The sequence below is a fragment of the Streptomyces sp. NPDC040410 genome (genome assembly GCF_055595715.1).
This window is the reverse complement of the sequence record NZ_JBVIVK010000007.1, coordinates 267,209-288,131: the sequence shown is the minus strand read 5'-3', so window position 1 is coordinate 288,131 and position 20,923 is coordinate 267,209. Positions and strand designations below refer to the sequence as shown.

10 protein-coding genes and 8 pseudogenes are annotated in these 20,923 nt (G+C 71.5%); 12 read left to right on the top strand and 6 right to left on the bottom strand.

Translation table 11 applies throughout. The features are described from left to right. Positions 1 to 120: 120 nt before the first annotated feature. Positions 121 to 2,013, top strand: coding sequence for an MFS transporter (locus tag ACZ562_RS17675; RefSeq protein ID WP_471179504.1), 1,893 nt, complete (start codon positions 121 to 123; stop codon positions 2,011 to 2,013). Here ACZ562_RS17675 and ACZ562_RS17670 read toward each other — a convergent pair. After that, a pseudogene (locus ACZ562_RS17670) lies at positions 2,014 to 2,852 on the bottom strand (hypothetical protein). Between the two features lie 80 nt (positions 2,853 to 2,932). On the opposite strand from ACZ562_RS17670, the pseudogene ACZ562_RS17665 reads away from it, so the two are divergent. Beyond that, positions 2,933 to 3,717: pseudogene (locus tag ACZ562_RS17665) on the top strand (SDR family oxidoreductase). Between the two features lie 64 nt (positions 3,718 to 3,781). On the opposite strand, the gene ACZ562_RS17660 reads toward ACZ562_RS17665, so the two are convergent. Then, a complete protein-coding gene (locus ACZ562_RS17660; RefSeq protein ID WP_471179502.1) occupies positions 3,782 to 4,897 on the bottom strand; it encodes an ADP-ribosylglycohydrolase family protein in 1,116 nt (371 codons plus the stop codon). Between the two features lie 463 nt (positions 4,898 to 5,360). On the opposite strand from ACZ562_RS17660, the gene ACZ562_RS17655 reads away from it, so the two are divergent. Together ACZ562_RS17655 and ACZ562_RS17650 are read left to right on the top strand one after the other, a co-directional pair. After that, positions 5,361 to 6,047: a DUF485 domain-containing protein gene (locus ACZ562_RS17655; RefSeq protein WP_471179499.1), complete on the top strand. Its 687-nt coding sequence runs from the start codon at positions 5,361 to 5,363 to the stop codon at positions 6,045 to 6,047. Continuing rightward, positions 6,044 to 7,648 carry a solute symporter family protein gene (locus tag ACZ562_RS17650; protein ID WP_471179497.1) on the top strand — a complete coding sequence of 535 codons (1,605 nt, stop codon included), beginning with the start codon at positions 6,044 to 6,046 and terminating at the stop codon, positions 7,646 to 7,648. Before ACZ562_RS17655 ends, ACZ562_RS17650 begins: the two co-directional genes overlap by 4 nt. Before the next feature lie 163 nt (positions 7,649 to 7,811). Here ACZ562_RS17650 and ACZ562_RS17645 read toward each other — a convergent pair whose 3' ends face one another. The 3 genes and pseudogenes from ACZ562_RS17645 to ACZ562_RS17635 all read right to left on the bottom strand — a co-directional run bounded on the left by ACZ562_RS17645 (position 7,812) and on the right by ACZ562_RS17635 (position 11,836). Beyond that, a complete protein-coding gene (locus ACZ562_RS17645; RefSeq protein ID WP_471179494.1) occupies positions 7,812 to 8,378 on the bottom strand; it encodes a hypothetical protein in 567 nt (188 codons plus the stop codon). Between the two features lie 132 nt (positions 8,379 to 8,510). Beyond that, entirely contained in the window at positions 8,511 to 11,096 is a 2,586-nt protein-coding gene (locus tag ACZ562_RS17640; protein ID WP_471179492.1) for a bifunctional FO biosynthesis protein CofGH, read from the bottom strand. A gap of 69 nt (positions 11,097 to 11,165) precedes the next feature. Then, positions 11,166 to 11,836: pseudogene (locus ACZ562_RS17635) on the bottom strand (TIGR03619 family F420-dependent LLM class oxidoreductase). A 156-nt stretch (positions 11,837 to 11,992) separates the two neighbouring features. Between ACZ562_RS17635 and ACZ562_RS17630 the strand changes: the two are divergent. The 5 genes and pseudogenes from ACZ562_RS17630 (at position 11,993) to ACZ562_RS17610 (ending at position 18,808) form a co-directional block, all read left to right on the top strand. After that, positions 11,993 to 13,463, top strand: a pseudogene (locus tag ACZ562_RS17630) (CehA/McbA family metallohydrolase). 323 nt (positions 13,464 to 13,786) lie between these two features. Beyond that, positions 13,787 to 14,182: a nitroreductase/quinone reductase family protein gene (locus ACZ562_RS17625; protein WP_471179489.1), complete on the top strand. Its 396-nt coding sequence runs from the start codon at positions 13,787 to 13,789 to the stop codon at positions 14,180 to 14,182. A 436-nt stretch (positions 14,183 to 14,618) separates the two neighbouring features. Further along, positions 14,619 to 15,152: pseudogene (locus ACZ562_RS17620) on the top strand (aldehyde dehydrogenase family protein); the annotation flags it as partial. Between the two features lie 302 nt (positions 15,153 to 15,454). Beyond that, positions 15,455 to 18,427 carry an SARP-family global regulator AfsR gene (gene afsR, locus ACZ562_RS17615; RefSeq protein ID WP_471179486.1) on the top strand — a complete coding sequence of 991 codons (2,973 nt, stop codon included), beginning with the start codon at positions 15,455 to 15,457 and terminating at the stop codon, positions 18,425 to 18,427. A 204-nt stretch (positions 18,428 to 18,631) separates the two neighbouring features. Next, complete coding sequence (locus ACZ562_RS17610) at positions 18,632 to 18,808, top strand: hypothetical protein (RefSeq protein WP_471179484.1); 177 nt, start codon at positions 18,632 to 18,634, stop codon at positions 18,806 to 18,808. A gap of 234 nt (positions 18,809 to 19,042) precedes the next feature. On the opposite strand, the pseudogene ACZ562_RS17605 reads toward ACZ562_RS17610, so the two are convergent. Further along, positions 19,043 to 19,336, bottom strand: a pseudogene (locus tag ACZ562_RS17605) (AMP-binding enzyme); the annotation flags it as partial. Between ACZ562_RS17605 and ACZ562_RS17600 the strand changes: the two are divergent. The 3 genes and pseudogenes from ACZ562_RS17600 to ACZ562_RS17590 form a co-directional block, all read left to right on the top strand. Then, positions 19,335 to 19,733, top strand: a pseudogene (locus ACZ562_RS17600) (thiolase C-terminal domain-containing protein); the annotation flags it as partial. The pseudogenes ACZ562_RS17605 and ACZ562_RS17600 sit on opposite strands and share 2 nt — an antisense overlap. A gap of 1 nt (position 19,734) precedes the next feature. Then, a pseudogene (locus tag ACZ562_RS17595) lies at positions 19,735 to 20,150 on the top strand (Zn-ribbon domain-containing OB-fold protein). Further along, positions 20,147 to 20,920 (top strand): enoyl-CoA hydratase/isomerase family protein, encoded by a 774-nt coding sequence (locus ACZ562_RS17590; protein ID WP_471179481.1) that lies wholly within the window; start codon positions 20,147 to 20,149, stop codon positions 20,918 to 20,920. The pseudogene ACZ562_RS17595 and the gene ACZ562_RS17590 overlap by 4 nt, the downstream one beginning before the upstream one ends. The last annotated feature ends 3 nt before the right edge of the window (positions 20,921 to 20,923 follow it).

Here is a 20,923-nt window from a genome sequence, read left to right as displayed (position 1 = left end):
CAGGGCAGGTCGCCGCTCGCGGGACGTGGTCGCCGAACCCACCAGGACGCGGCCGGCAACGCGCGGGAAACGGGACGCGGCCAGAACAGAACACGGGACAGCACGGGGAGTTGCCTTCAGGTGGCCACTGCGGAGCCGACACGCGCCGACGACGCCGATCCGGGACCGGGAGCCGGTCCGCGAATACGCGTGCCCGCGCCCGAGGCCGAGGGCCGCGAGGACGGTCGTGCCGAGACCGGCCGTACGGCGGATACGACGGGCAGGCCCTCCTCGGTGAGGTCCACGGCCGCGAGCCTCGTCCTCGCTCTGCGCGAGCGGCTGCTGCGGCATCCCGTCCTCTCCGTCACCGCCCTCTCGGGTGCGCTGCACGTCGTCTGGTTCTTCACGTTCGCCAACAGCGGCGGCGACCTCGCGGCTCAGGACGCCTGGGCCGAGTTCGTCGGCCGGCACCCCGACTCGGCGTACAACCTCGCCTGGTACGGCGGCATGCACCCGGTGTCGTACAGCGTGGTGTCGCCGTACCTGATGTCGGTCCTCGGCGTCCGTACGACGATGATGATCGCGGGAACGATCTCGGCGGGCCTGCTGACGATGATCCTCATCCGCAGCCGCTCGGTGAAGAACCCGCTGTGGGCGTCGCTGGCGGGTCTCTTCGCGTTCCTGTGCAACGCGGCGTCGGGGCGCGTGACCTTCGGCCTGGGCACGGTGTTCGCGCTGGGCGCGGTCGCCGTCGTGTTCTGCTGGCCGTACCGCTGGCGCTACAAGCGGTGGGCGAAGGCGCTGTGCGCGGCTCCCCTGGCCGCGCTCGCCACGATGTCGTCTCCGGTCGCGGGCCTGTTCGTGGGCCTGGTGGCGGTGGCGCTGTTCCTGCAGAAGCGGCGTCCGGGCGCGTGGGCGCTGGGCATCGCCCCGACGGCCGTCGTGGCCGTCTCCGCCTGGGCGTTCCCCTTCGCCGGCACCCAGCCGATGACGATCTTCTCGGTGATCCTGCCCCTGACGTACGGGCTCTTCGTCCTCTTCCTCGTCCCCAGGGAGTGGACGACGGTCCGGATCACGGCCGCGGTCTACAGCCTCGGGGTCATCCTCGTCTGGCTGGTCAGCTCCCAGATCGGCTCCAACATCAGCCGGCTGCCGATGCTGTTCGCCGGGGTGGCCCTGGTGGCGGCACTGCCTTTCACGGTGCCGCGTTCGCGCAAGTGGTACACGACCGTCGTGGCCCTCGTCGGCATGTGCGGCTGGATCGGCTTCAAGTCGGTCGACGACATCATGCACACCACCCCGGCGGCGTCCTGGGCGCGCGAGCTGGCGCCGCTGGTCAACGAACTCCAGGAGGTCGGCGCCGAGAAGGGCCGCGTGGAGGTCGTGCCCGCCCGCTCCCACCGCGAGGCCTCCGCCCTCGCCCCGTACGTCAACCTGGCCCGCGGCTGGAACCGCCAGGCCGACATGGAGCGCAACCCCCTCTTCTACGACGACACGCTCAACTCGGCGAACTACCACGAATGGCTCCAGCGCTGGGCCGTGCACTTCGTCGTCCTGCCGAAGGGCGAGCCCGACGGCGACGGCGGCGAGCGGGAGCGGGAGCTGGTGCAGCGGGGCATGCCGTATCTGACGCAGATCTGGGGCGACGCCAACTGGCAGCTGTTCAAGGTGACCGACCCGGCTCCGCTCGCGGAGCCGAACGCCGTCGTCCAGCGTGCCGAGCAGGGCGAGATGACGATGGTGGTGAAGAAGGCGGGCCGCGTTCTCATCCGCATCCCGTACTCGCCGTGGCTGAGCATCGTCGACGCCGACGGCAAGAAGCTCAAGCCGCCCCAGGAGACGGAGGCGTCCAGGAACCGGGCCGACGGCACGCCGAAGACGTACGACAACGTCAACGGGTGCCTGATGGAGACGGAGGAGGACGCGGAGGGCGACAAGTGGACCATGCTGATCGCGCCGAAGGCGGGGACGTACCGGCTGGCGGCGCCGTACACGCTGCCGCGCGGAACTCCGTGCCCTGACGAGCTGAAGTGATCAGCGCAGCCGGTCCACGTATCTGTCGGTGCCCGGAACCGTCGGGATGAACGGTGCCACCAGCTCCACCCTCCCGAGACCCGACTCGGCGACGGCCGTGCCGAGGCCGGTGAAGTACTGCTCCCAGCACTCCCGCGGGTCGGTCTGCAGGAACCACAGCAGCGTCAGCCGGGTACCGACGCCCTCGACCTGCTTGACGTACGTCATCCGGTCGCCGGGCAGCGGTGTCGGCCGGAAGACGGTCACCAGCGCGGCCGGCGAGCCCGCCACCCGCTTCGGCAGGTGCCGCGAGCGCAGCCACTCCAGCAGCCCGTCCCGCTGCTCGGACGACTCGCTGTCGATCACCTCAAGGACCAGCCCCGCGTAGGGGTGGTCGAGGGCGTGGACGTCGCGGGGGCCGGCCGCGCCGTCGCGGTACACGGTCGCCTCGTGGTCCTGGAACGCGGTGAAGACGTGGGTGCGGTCCTGGTAGACGCGGGCGTCCCGGTTGAGGCGCTTGTTGATGCCGACCGTCCACCTCATGTGGTCGTCGTAGCGGCCGTCGGTGATCCAGTACGTCGAGAGGTAGCAGCCCGCGGTGACCGGCCGGGCGATCGCCGACTCGCCGGGGTAGCGCAGGAGCTGGAGGTCGCGGGTCGCCACCCAGCGGCGGCCGGCGTACATCCAGGGCATCGCCATCGCGCCGGCGTAGTAGTGGTCGTCCTCGTACAGCGGTTGTACGCGTACTCGTGGCCCGGGTGCGGTTCGACCATGGTGATGAGCGCGTGGCCGGGACGGACCCCGTACGGGCCCACGGCGGCCAGCTCGGCGTACAGGTCACTGCGGGTGTCTTCGGACATGGCGCTCCCCTTCCGTCATCCGGCGGTCGCCCATACTCTGACGCTCCGTCAGAACATGCGCCAGGGCCGGGAGGCAGCCGATGACACTGCTCGCGGGCAAGACGGTCGTCGTGTCGGGAGTGGGCGCGGGGCTCGGCCGTCAGGTCGCCGCCGCGGTCGTACGGGACGGCGGCAACGCCGTGCTCGGAGCCCGCACCGGGGCGAACCTCACGAAGAGCGCCGCCGAGATCGACCCGGACGGGGCGCGCACGGCCTACCGGGCGACGGACATCACCGACGAGGGACAGTGCGAGGCGCTGGCGAGGCTCGCGGCGGAGCGCTTCGGGCGGATCGACGCCGTGGTGCACGTGGCGGCCCGGGACTCCTGCTTCGGCGGGCTCGAGGACGCCGACTTCACGATCTGGCAGTCGGTGATCGACGTGAACCTGCTGGGCACGCTGCGGATGACGCGGGCGTGTCTGCCGGCACTGAAGTCGTGCGGGGGCTCGGTCGTCTTCATCGGGACGCAGTCGGCGGTGGCGGCCCCTCGCAGGTGCGGCAGGCGGCGTACGCGGCCTCGAAGGGGGCGCTGACGAGCGCGATGTACTCGCTGGCGCGGGAGCTCGGGCGGCACCGGATCCGGGTCAACACCGTGCTGCCGGGCTGGATGTGGGGGCCGCCGGTGCAGGCCTACGTGCGGTTCACGGCGCAGAAGGAAGGCGTGCCGGAGGCCGAGGTTCTGGGGCGGCTGACCGGGCGGACGGCCCTGCCCGAGCCGGCGACGGACGGCGACGTGGCGGACGCGGCGGTGTTCCTGGCCTCGGACCGGGCACGGGCGATCACGGGGCAGTCGCTGCTCGTGAACGCGGGGGAACTGATGCGGTGACACACCCCTTGCAGATCAGCCGAGTTCAGCCATCGCGTTCTGACACACTGACGCAAGAAGGGCACTAGGCCCGCGGGTATCTCGCCAGCCACCCGGGGGACGCCCCCGCCGGGCCGTGCAGCGCCGGGCCCTGGGTCATCTCCATCGCGAAGTCGTCCGCCAGTTCCAGCAGTGTGGGACGGCCCTCGAGCTCGGCCAGCCAGGCCGGCGGGAGGGCCGTTTCGCCGTGCAGGGCGCCGAGGAGGCCGCCGGTCAGCGCGCCCGTGGCGGCGGAGGGCCCGTCGTGGTTCACGGCGAGGCGCAGCCCGTGCCGTACGTCTTCTCCCACGAGCGCGCAGTAGACGGCGGCGGCCAGCACCCCCTCCGCCGTACCGTTCGCGACGAGCTCTCCCACCCGGCCCGGCGTGGGTATCCCCTGCCGCACCGCGCCCAGCGCGTGCTGGAGGGCATCCGACACGGACTGATGCCCGGGACTGGCGGCCAGCAGCGCCAGCCCCCGCTGCACTCCCCCGTCGAGACTGTCGCCGCAGGCCAGCGCATGCACGATCACGGCGTACGCGCCCGCCGAGAGGCAGGCGGCGGGATGCCCGTGCGTCTGCGCGGCGCACTCCACGGCGAGCTGGGCGACGAGCTGCGGCTCCCACCCGACGAGCAGCCCGAACGGCGCGGAACGGGCGGCGGCCTCGGGACCGGCCTCACCGGGGTTCTTGGGAGCGTCCAAGGTGCCCATCGTCTCGTCGCCCAACCCGAGCAGCAGGGCGCGCGTGGGATCACGCCGCGCGTACAGCCACTCCTTCCGCGCGAGCCAGCCGTCGTCCTTGCGGCGCTCGTCGGGTCCCCAGTCGCGCTGGGTGGCGGCCCAGCGCAGATACGCCCGGTGCAGATCGGTCGGCGGATGCCAGGCGCCGGTGTCACGGCGCACCTGGGCACGTATCAGCCCGTCGACGGTGAAGAGGGTCAGCTGGGTGAGATGCGTGACGGCGCCGCGCCGCCCGTAGGCCGGGGCCAGGTCGGCGACGCCCTCGGCGCCGTACGCCTCCCGGATCGCGTCGAGGCCGAACCCGTCGACGGGCGCCCCGAGCGCGTCCCCGACGGCCGCGCCGAGCAGCGTGCCGCGCACCCGGCTGCGAAAGTCCTGCTGCTCGGTACGGCCCCAGACAGGCCCGGCTGTCGCACTCACCACGACCTCCCTGCGGTACCGACCGTATGAACGACAGCTCAGCACTGTAATCGAACGGGAAGGGTCGATTCAGGGGGCGGACGGCTGCTGCGCCTGCCCCTTGACCAGCCATCGGGACAAATGACCGCCTGTTGCCGGAATTGACGATTCCATGGCGTGGGGAACGTAATGCACGCAAGTACGTCGGATCGTTGCCGTTGACGCCCTTGTCGGCCCGACGATCACGCGGCACGGTTGAGCCGATCAGATGAGGCGAGGACGCCAGAAGGGACCTGGCGCGGCTCCGTCGGTGAATTGAGCGCATGGATTTGGTGCAGGTCCGGCCTGTTTCGGTCGCATTCCGTGTCGAGCCTCTTCGTCACTGACGGCGGCCCCCATTCACGGGCCGGGAGAACGCGTGCGGCCACAAGCCTTCGAACGACGTGCCCTCCTCATCGGCGCCCCTCCCTGCCAAGGACCATTCATGAATGCCCTCGACACCTTCCCGGACCAAGACCCTCCGACGGCTGCCGCGCTCTATCTCAGCGCGCTCGACCACGAGCACCCCTACTCCGATGCGGAGCTGCGGCAGGCGATCTCCCGCACCTACGCGACCCTCGACCAGCCGGGGGTGCTTCTGGACCTGTACTGGAGGTCCGTGCAGGGGGCCGATGCCGCCGAGCGCGATGTCCGGGCGAGACGAAGGTCCTGGGCCCTTCACATGGCCCGGCAACTGGCCACGGACGACGGCCCGCCCCCGGCCGCGGCTTCGACGCGGGCGGTCTGGGAAGGGCCGGTCACGACGTGGTCGGAGCCGTCTCCGCCCACGCAGGCGGCGGCACCGTCCGTTGAGACGGACCCGGGGCCCGTCCAGCGTCCCCGGCGGGCCGTGGCGCTGCGCGAACTGCGTGCCGCACGCCGCCGCCCGGTCCGGGTCGTTGCCTCTGTCCTCGGTGCCCAGATGGCAGGCGTCGTCCTGGCCAACGAAGCACCCGGTCTCATGGCGTTCACATGGGTGGGGCCGTTGAACATCGGGCTCACCCTGGTCCTGATGCAGGTGGTGATCACCGGCTGGGCGGTCCTGTGGTACACACGCTATGGGAGAACCTCGCTGGAGCCCATGGCCGAGCGGCACAGCGCCTCCTTCTCACAGCTGGAGAGCCACCGGTGAACTCCGTCCTCGCGCTTTCCCGTTCCGGCAGCTCCGTCCCCATCCTCTTCGCCTTCGGCATCTGTGTCGTGTGCACGCTGTTCCTCGCGATCGGGACGATCCTCCCGGAAAAGGATGAACTGGGCGGTTTCTACCTCGGTCAGAGGCGGCTGTCGTCGGTCGTCAACGGGCTGGCCATCTTCGGCAGTTACATGTCCGCGGCGGGACTGCTGGGCAATCCCGGTCTGATCGCGCTCACCGGTTATGACGGGATCGCGTACGTGCTCGCGCCGATGGTCGCCTGGTCCGTACTGGTCATGCTGGTCGCCGAGCCGTACCACAGCACCTCGCGGTTCACCATCGGCGACTCTCTCGCCCTGCGGCTGCGCGCCCGGCCCGCGCACCTGGCGGCGGGCATCACGAGCGTGGTCGTGTGCCTGCTCTATCTGACTGCCCAGCTGGTCGGCGCCGGAGCGCTCGCGGCGAGAGTCCTGGGCGTGGACGGAGACGGCGCCCAGCGGATCGTCGTGGCCGCCCTCGGTCTCCTGATGGTCCTCTACGTCATCATCGGCGGCATGCGGGCGGCGACCCTGGTACAGGGCATCAAAGCGGTGGCGCTCCTCGCCACGGGTCTGGTCGTCGTGCTGGCGGTTGTGTCGGAGTTCGGCTGGAGCCCGATGCGCTTGCTGGACGCCGCTGTCGCTCGGAGCGGCCTCGGTGACGCCTTCCTGCAACCCGGCATCAAATTCCACGACCGCACGAGCAAGATCGACTCGATCAGCCTGCAACTGGCGTTCGTGCTCGGGGCGGCCGCCCTGCCGCACGTCCTGATGCGCATCGGAACGGTGTCCAGCGGACGCAGGGCCCGCAAGTCGGCCGCGTGGGCGGCCTGCCTGGTCATCGTCTTCACCCTGTTCGAGGTGGTGACGGGCCTGGGCTCCGCGGCACTGATCGGCTCGAAGGAAATCGCGGAGGACAGTGCCTCCGGCAACACGGCCGTGCTCCTGCTGGCCGAGCGCCTGGGTGGTTCGTTGCTGCTGACCGTGGTCTCCTGCGTCGCCTTCATCACGATCGTGGCCGTCGTCGCCGCTCTCACGCTCACCGCAGCGGCGTCCCTGGCCCACGACGTCTACGGCGCGACGATCATGCGGGGCAGAGCGTCCGAGAAGAGTGAACTCTTCGTGGCCCGCCTGGGCGTGGGGCTGATCGGTGTGGCGGCGATCGCCTTGTCGATGCTCGCCCAGCATCTCAACATCGCATTCCTGGTCAGCCTCGCCTTCGCCATCGCGGCCTCGTCCATCCTGCCCGCGCTGCTTTGCAACCTGTGGTGGAAGGGTTTCACCACGAGGGGAGCGGTCTGGAGCATGTACGGCGGCCTGCTGATCGCTGTGACCCTGACGATGCTGTCCCCGGCGGTCTCGGGGAACCCGACAGCGCTGCTGCCCGGAGCGGACTTCGCGGTGTTCCCCCTGAGGAACCCCGGTCTCATCTCCATTCCTGTGGGATTCCTGCTCGCCTGGCTCGGCTCGGTACTCGACCGGCGTCAGCGGGGTGGGGCGGACTACGAGGAAACCGAGATCCGTGTTCTCACCGGAGCAGGCCCCGGGCACGGCGGCAGCTGACCCGGCGGACGGGCACGGGCCCGCGTCCGCCACAGTCCGGTGGCAGCCGTTGCCGGTACGGGCCGTTCCCGGGAGCAGGCGGGAACGGCCCGGTCCGTTCCCGGGAGCCCGTCCGAACCTTCACGGGCAGGCGGACCCTGCGGCTATCCGCGGCTATCCGCGGCTACTCGACGACCCTGACCTTCGTTCCCGTCGACCCGAACGTCCACAGCGCCGACCCGTCGGCCACCTTCATCCGGATCCCGCCCGTCCGCACCCCCGACGCAGGCGGCGGCGAGGAGCCGTCGGCCGCGTGGGAGAAGGCGAAGTTGATGCCGGACTTGGCTCCGAAGTAGACGACGTGTTCGATCTTCACGCCGTCGGAGCCGGTCGTGGCGTCCCGGCGGAGGGAGATCGTGTAGGTACCGGGGTCGGGGCTGACCGTGCCCGGCCACACCGTGAAGGTGCGGCGGGACGCGTCGCTCGCGTCGACCAGCCACACCCGCTTCTGGCCGAGGGAGTACACGATCCGCCGGCCGGTGCCGGAGTCCGCCGGCACGGCCGCCGGCGCGGAGGACTTCCTGGGCTTGGGATGCGGGTCCGTGGACGCCGAGGCGCTCGGCCGGGTGACCGTGGCGGTGGGGTGCGCCCCCCGGTCCGCCTGCACGGCCAGGACGGCGACGGCCACGATCGCCCCCGCCGTCAGGCCGGACACCCAGGCCCACGAGGGAAGTCGGGCAGGCACGGGCACGCATCTCCTCAGCTACGGACCCCTCCACACAGGGGTCCGATCATCGTACTGTGGGCCGGCCGTCCCCCGACGGCCGAGCCCACCTCAGTCCCGCACCACCTCAGTCCCGCACCACCTCGGTCCCGCACCACCTCAGTCCAGCACCGGCAGCAGTTCCGGCAGATGTCCGTCCGACACCGCCGCCGCCCGCCGCCGTTCCTCCGGCACCTCCCCGTACAGCGTCGTGCGCGGCTTCGACGGGCGTCCGGCCGCCTCCGCCACAGCGACCAGGTCCTTGACCGACTTGTACGAGCCGTACGACGAGCCCGCCATCCGCGAGATGGTCTCCTCCATCAGCGTGCCGCCGAGGTCGTTCGCCCCCGAGCGGAGCATCTCCGCCGCCCCCTCCGTGCCCAGCTTCACCCAGCTGGTCTGGATGTTCGGGATCCACGGGTGCAGCAACAGCCTCGCCATCGCCGTCACCGCCCGGTTGTCGCGGGTCGTCGGGCCCGGGCGCGCGATCCCCGCCAAGTACACCGGCGCGTTGGTGTGGACGAACGGCAGCGTCACGAACTCCGTGAAGCCACCCGTCCGTTGCTGGATCCCGGCCAGTGTCCGCAGATGCCCCAGCCAGTGGCGCGGCTGGTCCACATGGCCGTACATCATCGTCGAGGAGGAGCGGATGCCCAGTTCGTGGGCCGTCGTGACGACCTCGGTCCAGGTCGCCGTGGGCAGCTTGCCCTTCGTCAGAACCCAGCGGACCTCGTCGTCGAGGATCTCCGCCGCCGTGCCGGGGATCGAGTCAAGTCCGGCCTCCTGCGCGGCCGTCAGCCACTCGCGGATCGAAAGTCCCGTCCTCGTCGCGCCGTTGACGACCTCCATCGGGGAGAAGGCGTGCACATGGATCCCGGGGACGCGGGACTTCACCGCCTTCGCGATGTCGAAGTACGCCGTGCCCGGCAGGTCCGGGTGGATGCCGCCCTGCATGCAGACCTCCACCGCGCCCACGTCCCAGGCCTGCTGCGCCCGGTCCGCGACCTGCTCCAGCGACAGCGTGTACGCGTCGACGTCCGTGCGGCGCTGAGCGAAGGCGCAGAAGCGGCAGCCCGTGTAGCAGACGTTGGTGAAGTTGATGTTCCGCGTCACGATGTACGTCACGTCGTCCCCGACCGCCGAACGGCGCACGTCGTCCGCGACCCGGCACAGCGCGTCCAGTGCCGGTCCGTCCGCGTGCAGCAGCGCCAGCGCCTCGGCGTCCGTCAGCTTCGCCGGGTCGTCGGCCGCGGTGCGCAGGGCCTCGCGCACGTCCGTGTCGATGCGCTCCGGCACCATGCCGGGCGCGGCAGCCTCGCGCAGGGCGCCCCAGTCGCCGTACACCTCGTCGAAGTCGTCGCGGCGGTCGGACGTACGGCCGTCGGTGTCGATCGTGCGGTGCAGGTCCGTACGGCCGCTCGCCTCGAAAGCCTCCTCCGGCTCCTGCCACGGCAGCCCCTGCGGAAGCGCCTCGGAACGCGCCAGTCCCGTCTCCGGGTCCGCCAGCGCCCGTACGTGCGGCCGCAGCCGCGGGTCCAGCCAGGGCTCGCCGCGCCGCACGAACTCCGGGTAGACACACAGCCGTTCCCGCAGCTCGAAGCCGGCTGCCGCGGACTTCTCGGCGAGTTGCTCGATCTGCGGCCAGGGGCGCTCGGGGTTGACGTGGTCGACGGTGAGCGGGGAGACGCCGCCCCAGTCGTCGATGCCGGCACCGATGAGCCGCTCGTACTCGCCGTCGACGAGATTCGGCGGGGCCTGGAGACAGGCGCTCGGCCCCATGATGTGCCGGGCCACCGCCACTGTCGCCACCAGCTCGTCGAGCTCCGCGTCCGGCATGCCGCGCATCGCCGTGTCCGGCTTGGCGCGGAAGTTCTGGATGATCAGTTCCTGGATGCCGTGGTACGCCCGGGAGACGCGGCGCAGCGCGAAGAGCGACTCGGCGCGCTCCTCGTACGTCTCGCCGATCCCGATCAGGATGCCGGACGTGAAGGGCACGGAGGAGCGGCCGGCGTCCTCGAGGACGCGCAGCCGTACCGCGGGCTCCTTGTCCGGGGAGCCGTGGTGGGGGCCGCCGGGCTCGGACCACAGGCGGGTCGCGGTCGTCTCCAGCATCATGCCCATGCTCGGCGCCACCGGCTTCAGCCGCTGGAAGTCGGTCCAGGTCATCACGCCGGGGTTCAGGTGGGGCAGGAGCCCCGTCTCCTCCAGGACGCGGACGGAGATGGCGCGGACGTAGGCGATGGTGTCGTCGTAGCCGTGCGCGTCGAGCCATTCGCGCGCCTCGGGCCAGCGGTCCTCGGGCTTGTCGCCGAGGGTGATGAGGGCTTCCTTGCAGCCGAGGGCAGCCCCGCGGCGCGCCACGTCGAGCACCTCGTCGGGCGACATGAACATTCCGTGACCGGCCCGGCGCAGCTTGCCGGGGACGGTGACGAACGTGCAGTAGTGGCACTTGTCCCGGCACAGCCGGGTGAGGGGGATGAAGACGCTCTTCGAGTACGTGATGACGCCGGGACGGCCGGCCGCATCGAGGCCGGCGTCCCGCACCCGGGCAGCCGACGCGGCGAGGTCTTCGAGAGCCTCGCCGCGTGCCTGCAGGAGCACCGCCGCCTCTCCGGCGTCGAGGGCGACGCCGTCCCGGGCACGTTTGAGGGCGCGACGCATGGAGTTCTCGGTCGGGCGCGTTCCGGAGGTCGCGGAAGTCGTCATCCATCGAGCATACGAGCGATGTGATCAGGTCAGACAGCCGCTGGCCGGTTCGTCCCCGGGCGGCGGCCGTTACACGGTGTCACTGGAGTCGGCGGTTCCGGTCACGTACCTCGCGTACTCGTCCAGGAGTCGCAGCACTTCCGCCTCCTCCGCCGGCGGCAGCTGGACGACGGTCTCCTCGATGCCGAGGCCGGCGTAGTGGGCGAGCTTGCCGGGCGTGGCTTCCGCACCGGCTTGGGGTGGGCGAAGCTGGCGCGCACGCTCGCGAACTCCCCCTCGTACGCGGTGGGTTCCTCCGCCCACAGGGCGCGCATCAGCCCCATCCGGTCCCGGACCAGCTCGCGCCGCGTACGCCACTCGACGCCGTGGTCGGCGGCTTCCTCCACGTTCCAGCCGAAGCCGAGGCCGAGGGTGAAGCGGCCGCCGGAGAGGTGGTCCAGGGTCGCGATCTGCTTGGCGAGGCCGATCGGGTCGTGCTGGGCGACGAGCGTGACGCCGGTGCCGAGGCCGAGGCGCTCGGTGACGGCGGCGGCCTGGCCGAGCGCCACGAACGGGTCGAGAATCCGGCCGTACTCGGGCGGCAGCTCGCCACCGGCCGGGTACGGAGTGGTGCGCTCGACGGGGATGTGGGTGTGCTCGGGGAGGTAGAGCCCGGCGAAGCCCCGCTGCTCCAGCTCACGGGCGAGCCGCGTGGGCGTGATCGTCTCGTCGGTGAGGAAGATCGTCACGGAGATGCGCATGCCCCAGTCTCTACCGGCAGGGACTCAAACTGTCCATACCGACCGGTCGGGCCCTCCAGCGTGTGCCAGGACAACCCCGGCGACCACCACGGCGACCACCACGGCGACCACCGCGGCGACGACCTCGGCTGCGGAAACGGCCTCGGCAGCCGCGCGTTGTTGGACGGGCGCCGCCGCCGCGCTTACGTTGGGAAGCGTGAGCTTCGCGTCAGCGGCCGGCCGGACCGGGGGCCAGGAGACGAGGACGGTGCGGGGCACCCTGCCCACCGGCTCTCCCGACTTCGTGTACGTCCCCGTCGAAGTCCCCTCCGGCGTACGCGAGATCAAGGTCGCGTACACCTATGACAAGCCGTCCGTCCCGGCCGGCACCGCGGGCAACGCCCTCGACATCGGCATCTTCGACGAGCGCGGCACCGAACCGGGCGGCCAGGGCTTCCGGGGCTGGTCGGGCGGCGCCCGCACGGAGTTCTTCCTGCGCACGGACGACGCGACGCCGGGATACGTCCCGGGACCGGTCCGCGAAGGCACCTGGAACATCGCGCTCGGCCCGTACACGGTCGCTCCCCAGGGCCTGTCGTACGAGATCACGGTCACGCTGACCTACGGCGAGCAGGGCGCCGTCGTCGAGCCGGTGTACCCGCCCGCCCGTGCCGAGGGGCGGGGCCGGGCCTGGTACCGGGGCGACTGCCACCTGCACTCCTGGTACTCGGACGGCCGCCGCACCCCGGATGAGATCGGGGCCCTCGCCCGGGCCGCGGGCCTGGACTTCATCAACACCTCGGAGCACAACACGCACGCGGCGCACCCGCACTGGGCGGACGTCGCCGGGGACGACCTGCTGGTCATGCTGGGTGAGGAGGTCACCACCCGGAACGGCCACGTCGTGGCGCTGGGCACCGAGCCCGGCACGTTCGTCGACTGGCGCTACCGGGCCCGCGACGACCGCTTCGGCCGTTTCGCCCACCGGATCCGCCGGGCCGGCGGCCTGGTCGTCCCGGCCCACCCGCACGCCACCTGCATCGGCTGCAACTGGAAGTTCGGCTTCGGCGAGGCGGACGCGGTCGAGGTGTGGAACGGCCCCTGCACACCGGACGACGAGGTGACGCTGGCGGCCTGGGACGGGATGCTGGTCGCGTCCGTGCGGGAGGGGCGCGGCTGGATCCCGGCGATGGGGAACAGCGACGCCCACCGCGACCCGGACGTGGTCGGCCTGCCGCAGACGGTGGTCCTGGCCGACGACCTGACCCGGGAGGCGATCCAGGAGGGGATCCGGGCGGGGCGCTCGTATGCGGCGGAGTCGAGCAGAGTCTCGCTGTCGTTCACGGCGACCGGCGACCGGGGCGCACACGCGGGCATCGGAGAACGCCTGAAGACCGACCCGGACACCCCGGTGACCGTACGCCTGGAGGTGACGGGAGCCCCCCGCTGCACGGCCCGCTTCGTGACCGACCAGGGCGTGCTGTTCACCGGCGCCGTCCTGCCGGTGTCGGGCGAGGGGGCCGTGGAATGGCGTACGACGCCGTCGTACGCGGCGTACGTACGGGCGGAGTTGCGCCACGAGACGGCGGCGGGACCACTGCCGGGGGCGTTGGCCGCGTTCACGAACCCGATCTTCCTCGGGTATTGAACGGCGCTCCTGAGCCCGGTTCGCGTGGTGCCGGGGCGGGGCTCCCTCGTGGCCGGCCCCGGCCAGGTCGGCGACCGCCGCAATGCGGCCCGACGGCCACACCCCGTCCACGGGCCGTCGCCCGCTCGCCGGACGGTGCGGACGTGGCCGGCACGGCCTTCTGCCGCTGCTCCCAGGGGCCGAACCTCCACCACGGATTCCAGGTCATCACGCGCATCGCCGACCCCCCGCCCTGGACGTCCCCGAACGCCGGGAACATTGAAGACCACCGTCACCGGCGCCAGGCAGGAGACGGGAGACAGGAGACGGGAGTCTCAGCAGCGATGTCCCGCAACGCCGAGAGCAAGTACCGGGCCGCCACGGCGATCCAGCGCCGGATCGCCAATCCGCTCATGCGCCGGCTCCCCTTCCACACCCTCCTGGAAACCACGGGCCGCGCGTCGGGCCTGCCCCGCCGCACTCCGGTCGGCGGGCGGCGCGTCGGCGATTCCTTCTGGCTGGTCTCCGAGTTCGGGGAGCGGTCGCAGTACGTCCGCAACATCATGGCCGACCCGAAGGTCCGGGTACGGATCTGCGGGCGGTGGCACAGCGGCACGGCGCATCTGATGCCCGAGGACGACGCCGTCGTACGACTGCGCAGCCTGCCCAGGCTGAACAGCGCGGCCGTACGGGTGATCGGGACCGGGCTGCTGACGGTGCGGGTGGACCTGGACGGGTGAGTCTCCGGTCACCGGAGGCTCACCCCGGCCACACGATCGCCTGCACCTCGCTGTAGGCGTGCAGCGCGTACGAGCCGACGTCCCGGCCGACCCCGCTCTTCTTGAAGCCCCCAACGTCTGGCAGGACCGCCTCCCGAAGAAGTACCTGGACACCGGCCCGCGCATCGTCCGCGCCCCGCTGAAGGAAATGACCTTCCTCGGCGGCCGGTTCAAGCCCGTCATGGGCCGACCGGGCGACGACGGGCCTCTCGGCGACTGGTGGGTCTACGAGGACCTCCACCGCCCCCTCACCCGTCTCGACACCGCCGTCGGATACAGCAGGGACGAGATCAGGCTCGAAGTCATCACGTACGAGCAACGCGAACCGGGGCTCCGCGGACGCGTGGTGAAGGACATCGCGGCCGAACGGGGCGTGGACCCCTTCACCTGCCTGGCCGTCGGCACCACCTTCTCCTTCTACAGCGGGCAGATCTGCACGGCGCCGACGCGGGTGCTGGCGCAGCGGGGCGTGTACGACCGGCTGGTGGACCAACTGGCCTCTTACGCGGGCCGGTTGAAGGTGGGTGACCCCCGCGAGCCGGACACCGTCGTTGGGCCGGTGATCTCGGCGGCGCACCGGGACCGGGTGGAGTCCTACGTCGAACTCGGCCGGAAGGAGGGCGCGACGGTGGTCGCCGGCGGTGAACGGCCGTCGACCGGCCGGGGTTTCTACGTCGCCCCGACCCTCCTCGCGGACTGCACGAACGACATGCGCGTGGCCCGGGAGGAGATCTTCGGCCCGGTGGTGGTCGTCGTCCCCTTCGACGAGGAGGACGAGGGGATCGCCCTCGCCGACGACAGCGACTACGGCCTGATCGACTACGTCTGGTCGGGCGACGTGGCCCGTGCCTTCCGCGTGGCACGGCGGCTGCGGGCCGGCGGGGTCGGGATCAACACCGTCGGCCGCAACATGGAGGCGCCGTTCGCCGGCTCCACCGTGTGGTCGTCTACGGAGATGATCAGGGGAAAGGTGCGGGGGGTGCTGGCGTCGGTGTCCATGGCGCTCACGGTAGCGCCGATCTGACGATCCGTCAGCTTGGTGAAGAGGCGGAGCGGGGGCGGGTGATGGGCGGGCGTGCCGGGCGTGGTCGTCCTGAGCGGACGCACGCTGACGCCGGGTGAAGACCTCGTGAATCCCGCTCGCCTCCTTGTGATCACCCTCTCCACAGCTGACGCGTCTGGCCTGAACAAGGCAGACTGGCGGGGTTGCTCACTGTTTCTAGGGAGACGACGATGGACGGTGTACCGCAGGTGCCCGGGGCGCCGCGCGTACCGGAGCAGAGGCGTTACGACTCCGCGACGGAGTCGGCGGCGCTGCGCTTCAGCGTGCTCGGACCCGTGCGCGCCTGGCGCGGCGAGGAGCCGCTGAACACCGGTTCCCCCCAGCAACGCGCCCTGCTCGCCGCGCTCCTGCTGCGCGAGGGCCGCACGGCGACAGCGGCCGAACTGATCGACGCCCTGTGGGCTGACGAACCCCCGTCGCAGGCGCTGGCGGCGCTGCGGACCTACGCCTCACGGCTGCGGAAGGTGCTGGGCCCCGGCGTCCTGGTCAGCGAGTCGGGCGGATACGCCATCCGGTCGCCGGGCGAGGGCGCCCTGGACGTGGCGGTGGCTCAGGAACTGTCCGCCGAGGCGGAGAAGGCGAAGAACGCCGGAGACCTGTGCCACGCCCGGGACGTCCTGGGCCGGGCGCTGGCCCTGTGGGACGGCGAGGTCCTGGCCGGCGTGCCTGGCCCGTACGCGGAGGCGCAGCGGGTCCGCCTGGAGGAGTGGCGGCTGCAACTCCTCGAATCACGCCTGGACATGGACCTCGAACAGGGCTGCCACGCCGAGGCGGTCTCGGAACTGACCGCGCTGACGGCGGCGCACCCCCTGCGGGAACGCCTGCGCGAACTGCTGATGCTGGCGCTGTACCGCAGCGGCCGGCAGGCGGAGGCCCTCGCGGTGTACGCCGACACGCGCCGGCTCCTCGCCGACGAACTGGGCGTCGACCCGCGCCCGGGCCTCAGCGAACTTCAGCAGCGGATCCTGCAGGCCGACCCGGGCCTGGCGGAACCGTCCGCCCCGAAGACCGAGCCCACAGCGGCACCGGTCCGCCCCGCACAGCTTCCCGCGACCGTACCCGACTTCACCGGACGCACCTCCTTCGTGTCCGAACTCAGCGAGGTCCTGGCCTCGGCAGACGGCCGCGTGATGGCGGTCTCGGCGCTGGCCGGAATCGGCGGCGTCGGCAAGACGACGCTCGCGGTCCATGTGGCCCACCAGGCACGGGGAGCCTTCCCGGACGGCCAGTTGTACGCCAACCTCCAGGGCGAGGGCGCGCGGGCGACCGACCCGGAGACCGTCCTCGGCTCCTTCCTGCGTGCCCTGGGCACGGCGGACTCGGCGATCCCCGACTCCCTGGAGGAACGGGCGGCCCTGTACCGCTCGGTCCTCGACGGCCGCCGGATCCTGGTCCTGCTGGACAACGCGCGGGACGCCGCCCAGGTGCGCCCGCTGCTGCCGGGCACCGAGGGCTGCGCGGCGCTGGTGACGTCACGGGTACGGATGGTGGACCTGGCCGGCGCCCATCTGGTCGACCTGGACGTCATGTCGCCGGAGGAGGCGCTGTCCCTGTTCACGAAGATCGTGGGCGAGGAACGGGTGGCCTCGGAGCGGGAAGCGGCACTGGACGTGGTGGCGGCGTGCGGATTCCTCCCCTTGGCGATCCGCATCGCGGCGTCCCGCCTGGCCGCCCGCCGCACGTGGACGGTCTCGGTCCTGGCCGCCAAACTCGCCGACGAACGACGCCGCCTGGACGAGCTCCAGGCGGGAGACCTGGCCGTCAAGGCGACCTTCGAGCTGGGCTACGGCCAACTGGAACCGGCCCAGGCACGGGCGTTCCGCCTGCTGGGCCTCGCGGACGGCCCCGACATCTCCCTGGCGGCGGCAGCGGCCTTACTGAATCTGCCCACGGACGACACCGAGGACCTGCTGGAGTCGCTGGTCGACACCTCTTTACTGGAATCCGCGGCACCCGGCCGCTACCGCTACCACGACCTCGTACGCCTCTACGCGCGTGCCTGCGCGGAGCGGGACGAGTGGCCGCCCAGCGGGCACGAGGCACTGTCACGGCTGCTGGACTTCTATCTGGGGACCGCGGCGGGGGTCTATGCGATCGAACGGCCCGGGGAGCGGGTCCTGGAGCACTTCGCGGCGACCGAGCAGCCCGGTCTGTCCTTCCCCGACCGGGACCGCGCGCTGGAGTGGCTGTTCAGCGAGTCGAACTGCCTGCTGGCCGCAGCCCAGCAGGCGGCTGCCGCAGGGATGCAGCGCAAGGCCGCCGACCTGCTGATGGCCGCCGTGGATCTCGGCGAATCGGGCGCGAACTCCCTGCAGTTCACCCAGGCTGCCACGGCCGTGAGCGATGCGGCCCAGGCCGCCGGCGATGCCTGGGCCGAGGGCAGGGCCCGCACGATGCTCTCCCATGTCCACAGTGTGTGCGGGCGCTTCGCCGAGGCGGAGTCGGAAGGAAAGCACGCCCTTGAAGTCGCGACGGCGGTCGGGGATCCCGTCGCCTGCGGACAGGCCCCGAACCAGCGAGGCATCATCGCTCTCTACGAGGGCCGGCACTCCGACGCCGAGGCCCACTTCGAAAGCGCCCTGGCGGCCTTCCGCGCCGACGGAAACCAGCCCGGTGCCGCCGCTGCCCTGTGCAACCTCTCCCGCGTCCATCTGGCCACCGGCCGTACGGACAGCGCGGTGACGCTGGCGCAGACGGGGATCGAGATCTATGAGCAGGACGCTTCCGGACAGGCGCTGCGGCTCGCGAACGGGAAGTACGCCCTCGGTCTGGCGCTGACCAGCGCTCGCAGGACCGCCGAGGCACAGTCGGCCCTCCTGGCGGCTCTGGAGGTCTTCCGCGACAGCAGACAGCGTTTGTGGCACGGCATGACGCTGTTCCGGCTGGCCGAGCTGCATCTCGCCGACCGGGCACCGGCGCCGGCCGCCACCCACGCCGAGCAGGCCCTGGCCGAACTGCGGGGCATCGGCGGCGACTGGCGGCGCGCGAATGTGCTGACGGTCCTCGGCCGTGCCCTGACGGGGATCGAGCAAAGGGACCGGGCGCAGGTGTGCTGGCAGGAGTCCCTGAAGATCTTCGAGGAACTCGGGTCACCCGAGGCCGCTGACGTACGCGCGTTGCTGGCTCCGGCCGCGGTCGCCTGACCTGCGGCGTTCAGGCGTTCATCAATCGTTTATCGCGGACCGGCACTCTCATCAGTGCCGGTCCGTCGCGTCGGGGGGCAGACGGCTCGGCACTTGGCCCCACCGTTAGGGTGAACGGCCTTACGAATGCCCGTCCGGCGGTCCACGGGGGAATCGCCGGACGGGCAGTTCAACCCTCAGCAGAGTTCAAGGGAGTTGACCGTCATGGCCGACAACAGCGGCGAGATCAAGCCGAACGACGCCCACGCCACCGGGGAGGAGCTGACCGTTCAGGACGCACACGCGACCGGCGGGGTTCTCAAGCCGGCGGACGCCCACGCGACGGGCGAAGAGGAGATCACGACGCTCGACGCCCACGCGACGACCGAGCGCCCCAACTAGTACAGCGTCAGCCAAGGTTCGCCCCGTCGCGACGCCCGGCACGCCCTCTCGCCGCACCGGCCGAAAGCCCGAGTACGTCCAGTACGAGGACTTCCGGCCGGAACGCCGAGAGCACGCACCGGACGCCGCTCCTTGCCGGGCAAACCTTGGCTGACGCGGCACTAGTGCCACCACACGGGGATCGGCCGCGGCGGCGCGGAGGGGAGCCGCCGCGGCCGACGTCGTGCGAGTCCGTCAGCTCATCTCCCTCCGTGCCGCGCCCCACGTCTGACCGGCCCGCCCCCGCAACTCCCCCTTGACCACCTTCCCGCTCGCGTTCCGGGGCAGCTCTCCCACGAACTCCACCGCTGTCGGCACCTTGTAGTTCGCCATCTCCCGGCGGGCCCAGGCCATCAGGTCGTCACTCGTCAGCACGGCCCCGGGCCGTCGTACCACGTAGGCCTTCCCGACCTCCCCCAGCCACGGATCCGGGACCCCGATCACCGCCACGTCCGCCACATCCGGGTGCAGGCCGAGCAGTTGCTCTATCAACTACTGGAACGACGATCCCCTCGTCGGGCCCGCCTGGACCGCCGCCCGGCACCTCTGGAAGCACGCGGACTTCACCCCCGAGGACGTCGACGTCGCCCAGACCTACGACGCGTTCTCCCCGCTCATACCGCTCTCCCTGGAAGGTTACGGGTTCTGCGGGAGAGGGGAGGGCGGGGCGTTCACCGAGGGAGGCGCCCTGGAGATCGGCGGGCGGCTGCCCGTCAACACGGGCGGCGGCGGGCTCTCGGAGGCGTACGTGCACGGCTTCAACCTCATCACCGAAGGCGTGAAGCAGCTGCGCGGGACCAGCACCGCCCAGGTCCCGGGGGCCTCGACCTGCCTGGTCACGGCGGGCGAGGGAGTCCCCACGTCCGCGCTGCTGCTGAGGAGTTGAGATGCTTTACCCCGTCATCGACCCCGATGGCGCCCGTTCTGGCGGTACGCCGCCCGGGGCGAGCTCCGCGTCCAGGCCTGTGCCGGCTGCGGTGAACTCCGCTTCCCGCCCCGGCCCTGCTGCCCTCACTGCCAGTCCTTCGGCAGCGAGTGGCGCACCACCTCCGGGCGAGGTCGTGTCTGGTCGTACGCCGTTCCCCACCCGCCGCTCCTGCCGGACTACGCGGAGCAGGCGCCGTACAACGTCGTGGTCGTCGAGCTCGCCGACGCTCCCCGGATACGGCTCGTCGGCAATCTGGTCACGGAAGCCGGCGCGCCCCTCGGCTCCCTTCCGCCCGAACGCGACCGCATCGGCGCCGAGGTGCTGGTCGTGTTCACCTCCGCCGGGCTTCCCCAGTGGGTCCTGGAGCGGTCATGAGCGTGCGCCTCAGCGCCGACAAGGACACCGGCGTCGCCGTCGTCACCCTCGACCGGCCCGAGCGGCTCAACGCCATCGACCTCGGCATGCGTGACGAACTGACGGAGGTCTGGCAGGAGTTGCGGTTCGACGACTCCGTACGGGCCGTCGTCCTGACCGGGGCCGGTGAGCGGGCGTTCTGCACGGGGCTCGACCGGGACGCCGTCGTGCCGCAGCCGAACTCGCCGTACATGGCGGACGATCCGCTGCTGCGGGCCGGGCCCAAGGCCAACGACCTGTGGAAGCCGGTCGTCGCCGCCGTGCGGGGGATGGCCTGCGGGGGCGCCTTCTATCTCCTCGGGGAGTCGGAGTTCGTCGTCGCCGACCCGACGGCGGTCTTCTTCGACCCGCACACCACCTACGGCATGGTCAGCGCGTACGAGTCGGTGCTGATGGCACAGCGGATGCCGTTCGGGGAGGTCGCGCGGATGATGCTGATGGGGACGGCGGAGCGGATCGGTGCCCGGCGGGCCCATGACATCGGGCTCGTCTCCGAACTCACCGAGCCGGGCGGGGCTTTGGCGGCGGCGAAGGAGTGCGCCGCGGTCATCGCCGGTTGTCCGGCCGAGGGCGTGCAGGGGACCGTGCGTGCCCTCTGGGCCGCCAGGGAGGCCTCCGTCGCCCAGGGGTTCGCCCTGGCCCCGCATCTCATCTCGCTGGGCAACCTGCCCCCGGACCGCCAGGCCGAGCTGTTCGCCGGCCGGCGGTCCGTGGGGTTCCGGGTCAGATGACGG

Coding starts and splice junctions, on each gene's coding strand:
- ACZ562_RS17610 (WP_471179484.1), top strand. CDS start 18,632: ATGGCCGACAACAGCGGCGAGATCAAGCCGAACGACGCCCACGCCACC.
- ACZ562_RS17625 (WP_471179489.1), top strand. CDS start 13,787: ATGTCCCGCAACGCCGAGAGCAAGTACCGGGCCGCCACGGCGATCCAG.
- afsR (WP_471179486.1), top strand. CDS start 15,455: ATGGACGGTGTACCGCAGGTGCCCGGGGCGCCGCGCGTACCGGAGCAG.
- ACZ562_RS17655 (WP_471179499.1), top strand. CDS start 5,361: ATGAATGCCCTCGACACCTTCCCGGACCAAGACCCTCCGACGGCTGCC.
- ACZ562_RS17640 (WP_471179492.1), bottom strand. CDS start 11,096: ATGACGACTTCCGCGACCTCCGGAACGCGCCCGACCGAGAACTCCATG.
- ACZ562_RS17590 (WP_471179481.1), top strand. CDS start 20,147: ATGAGCGTGCGCCTCAGCGCCGACAAGGACACCGGCGTCGCCGTCGTC.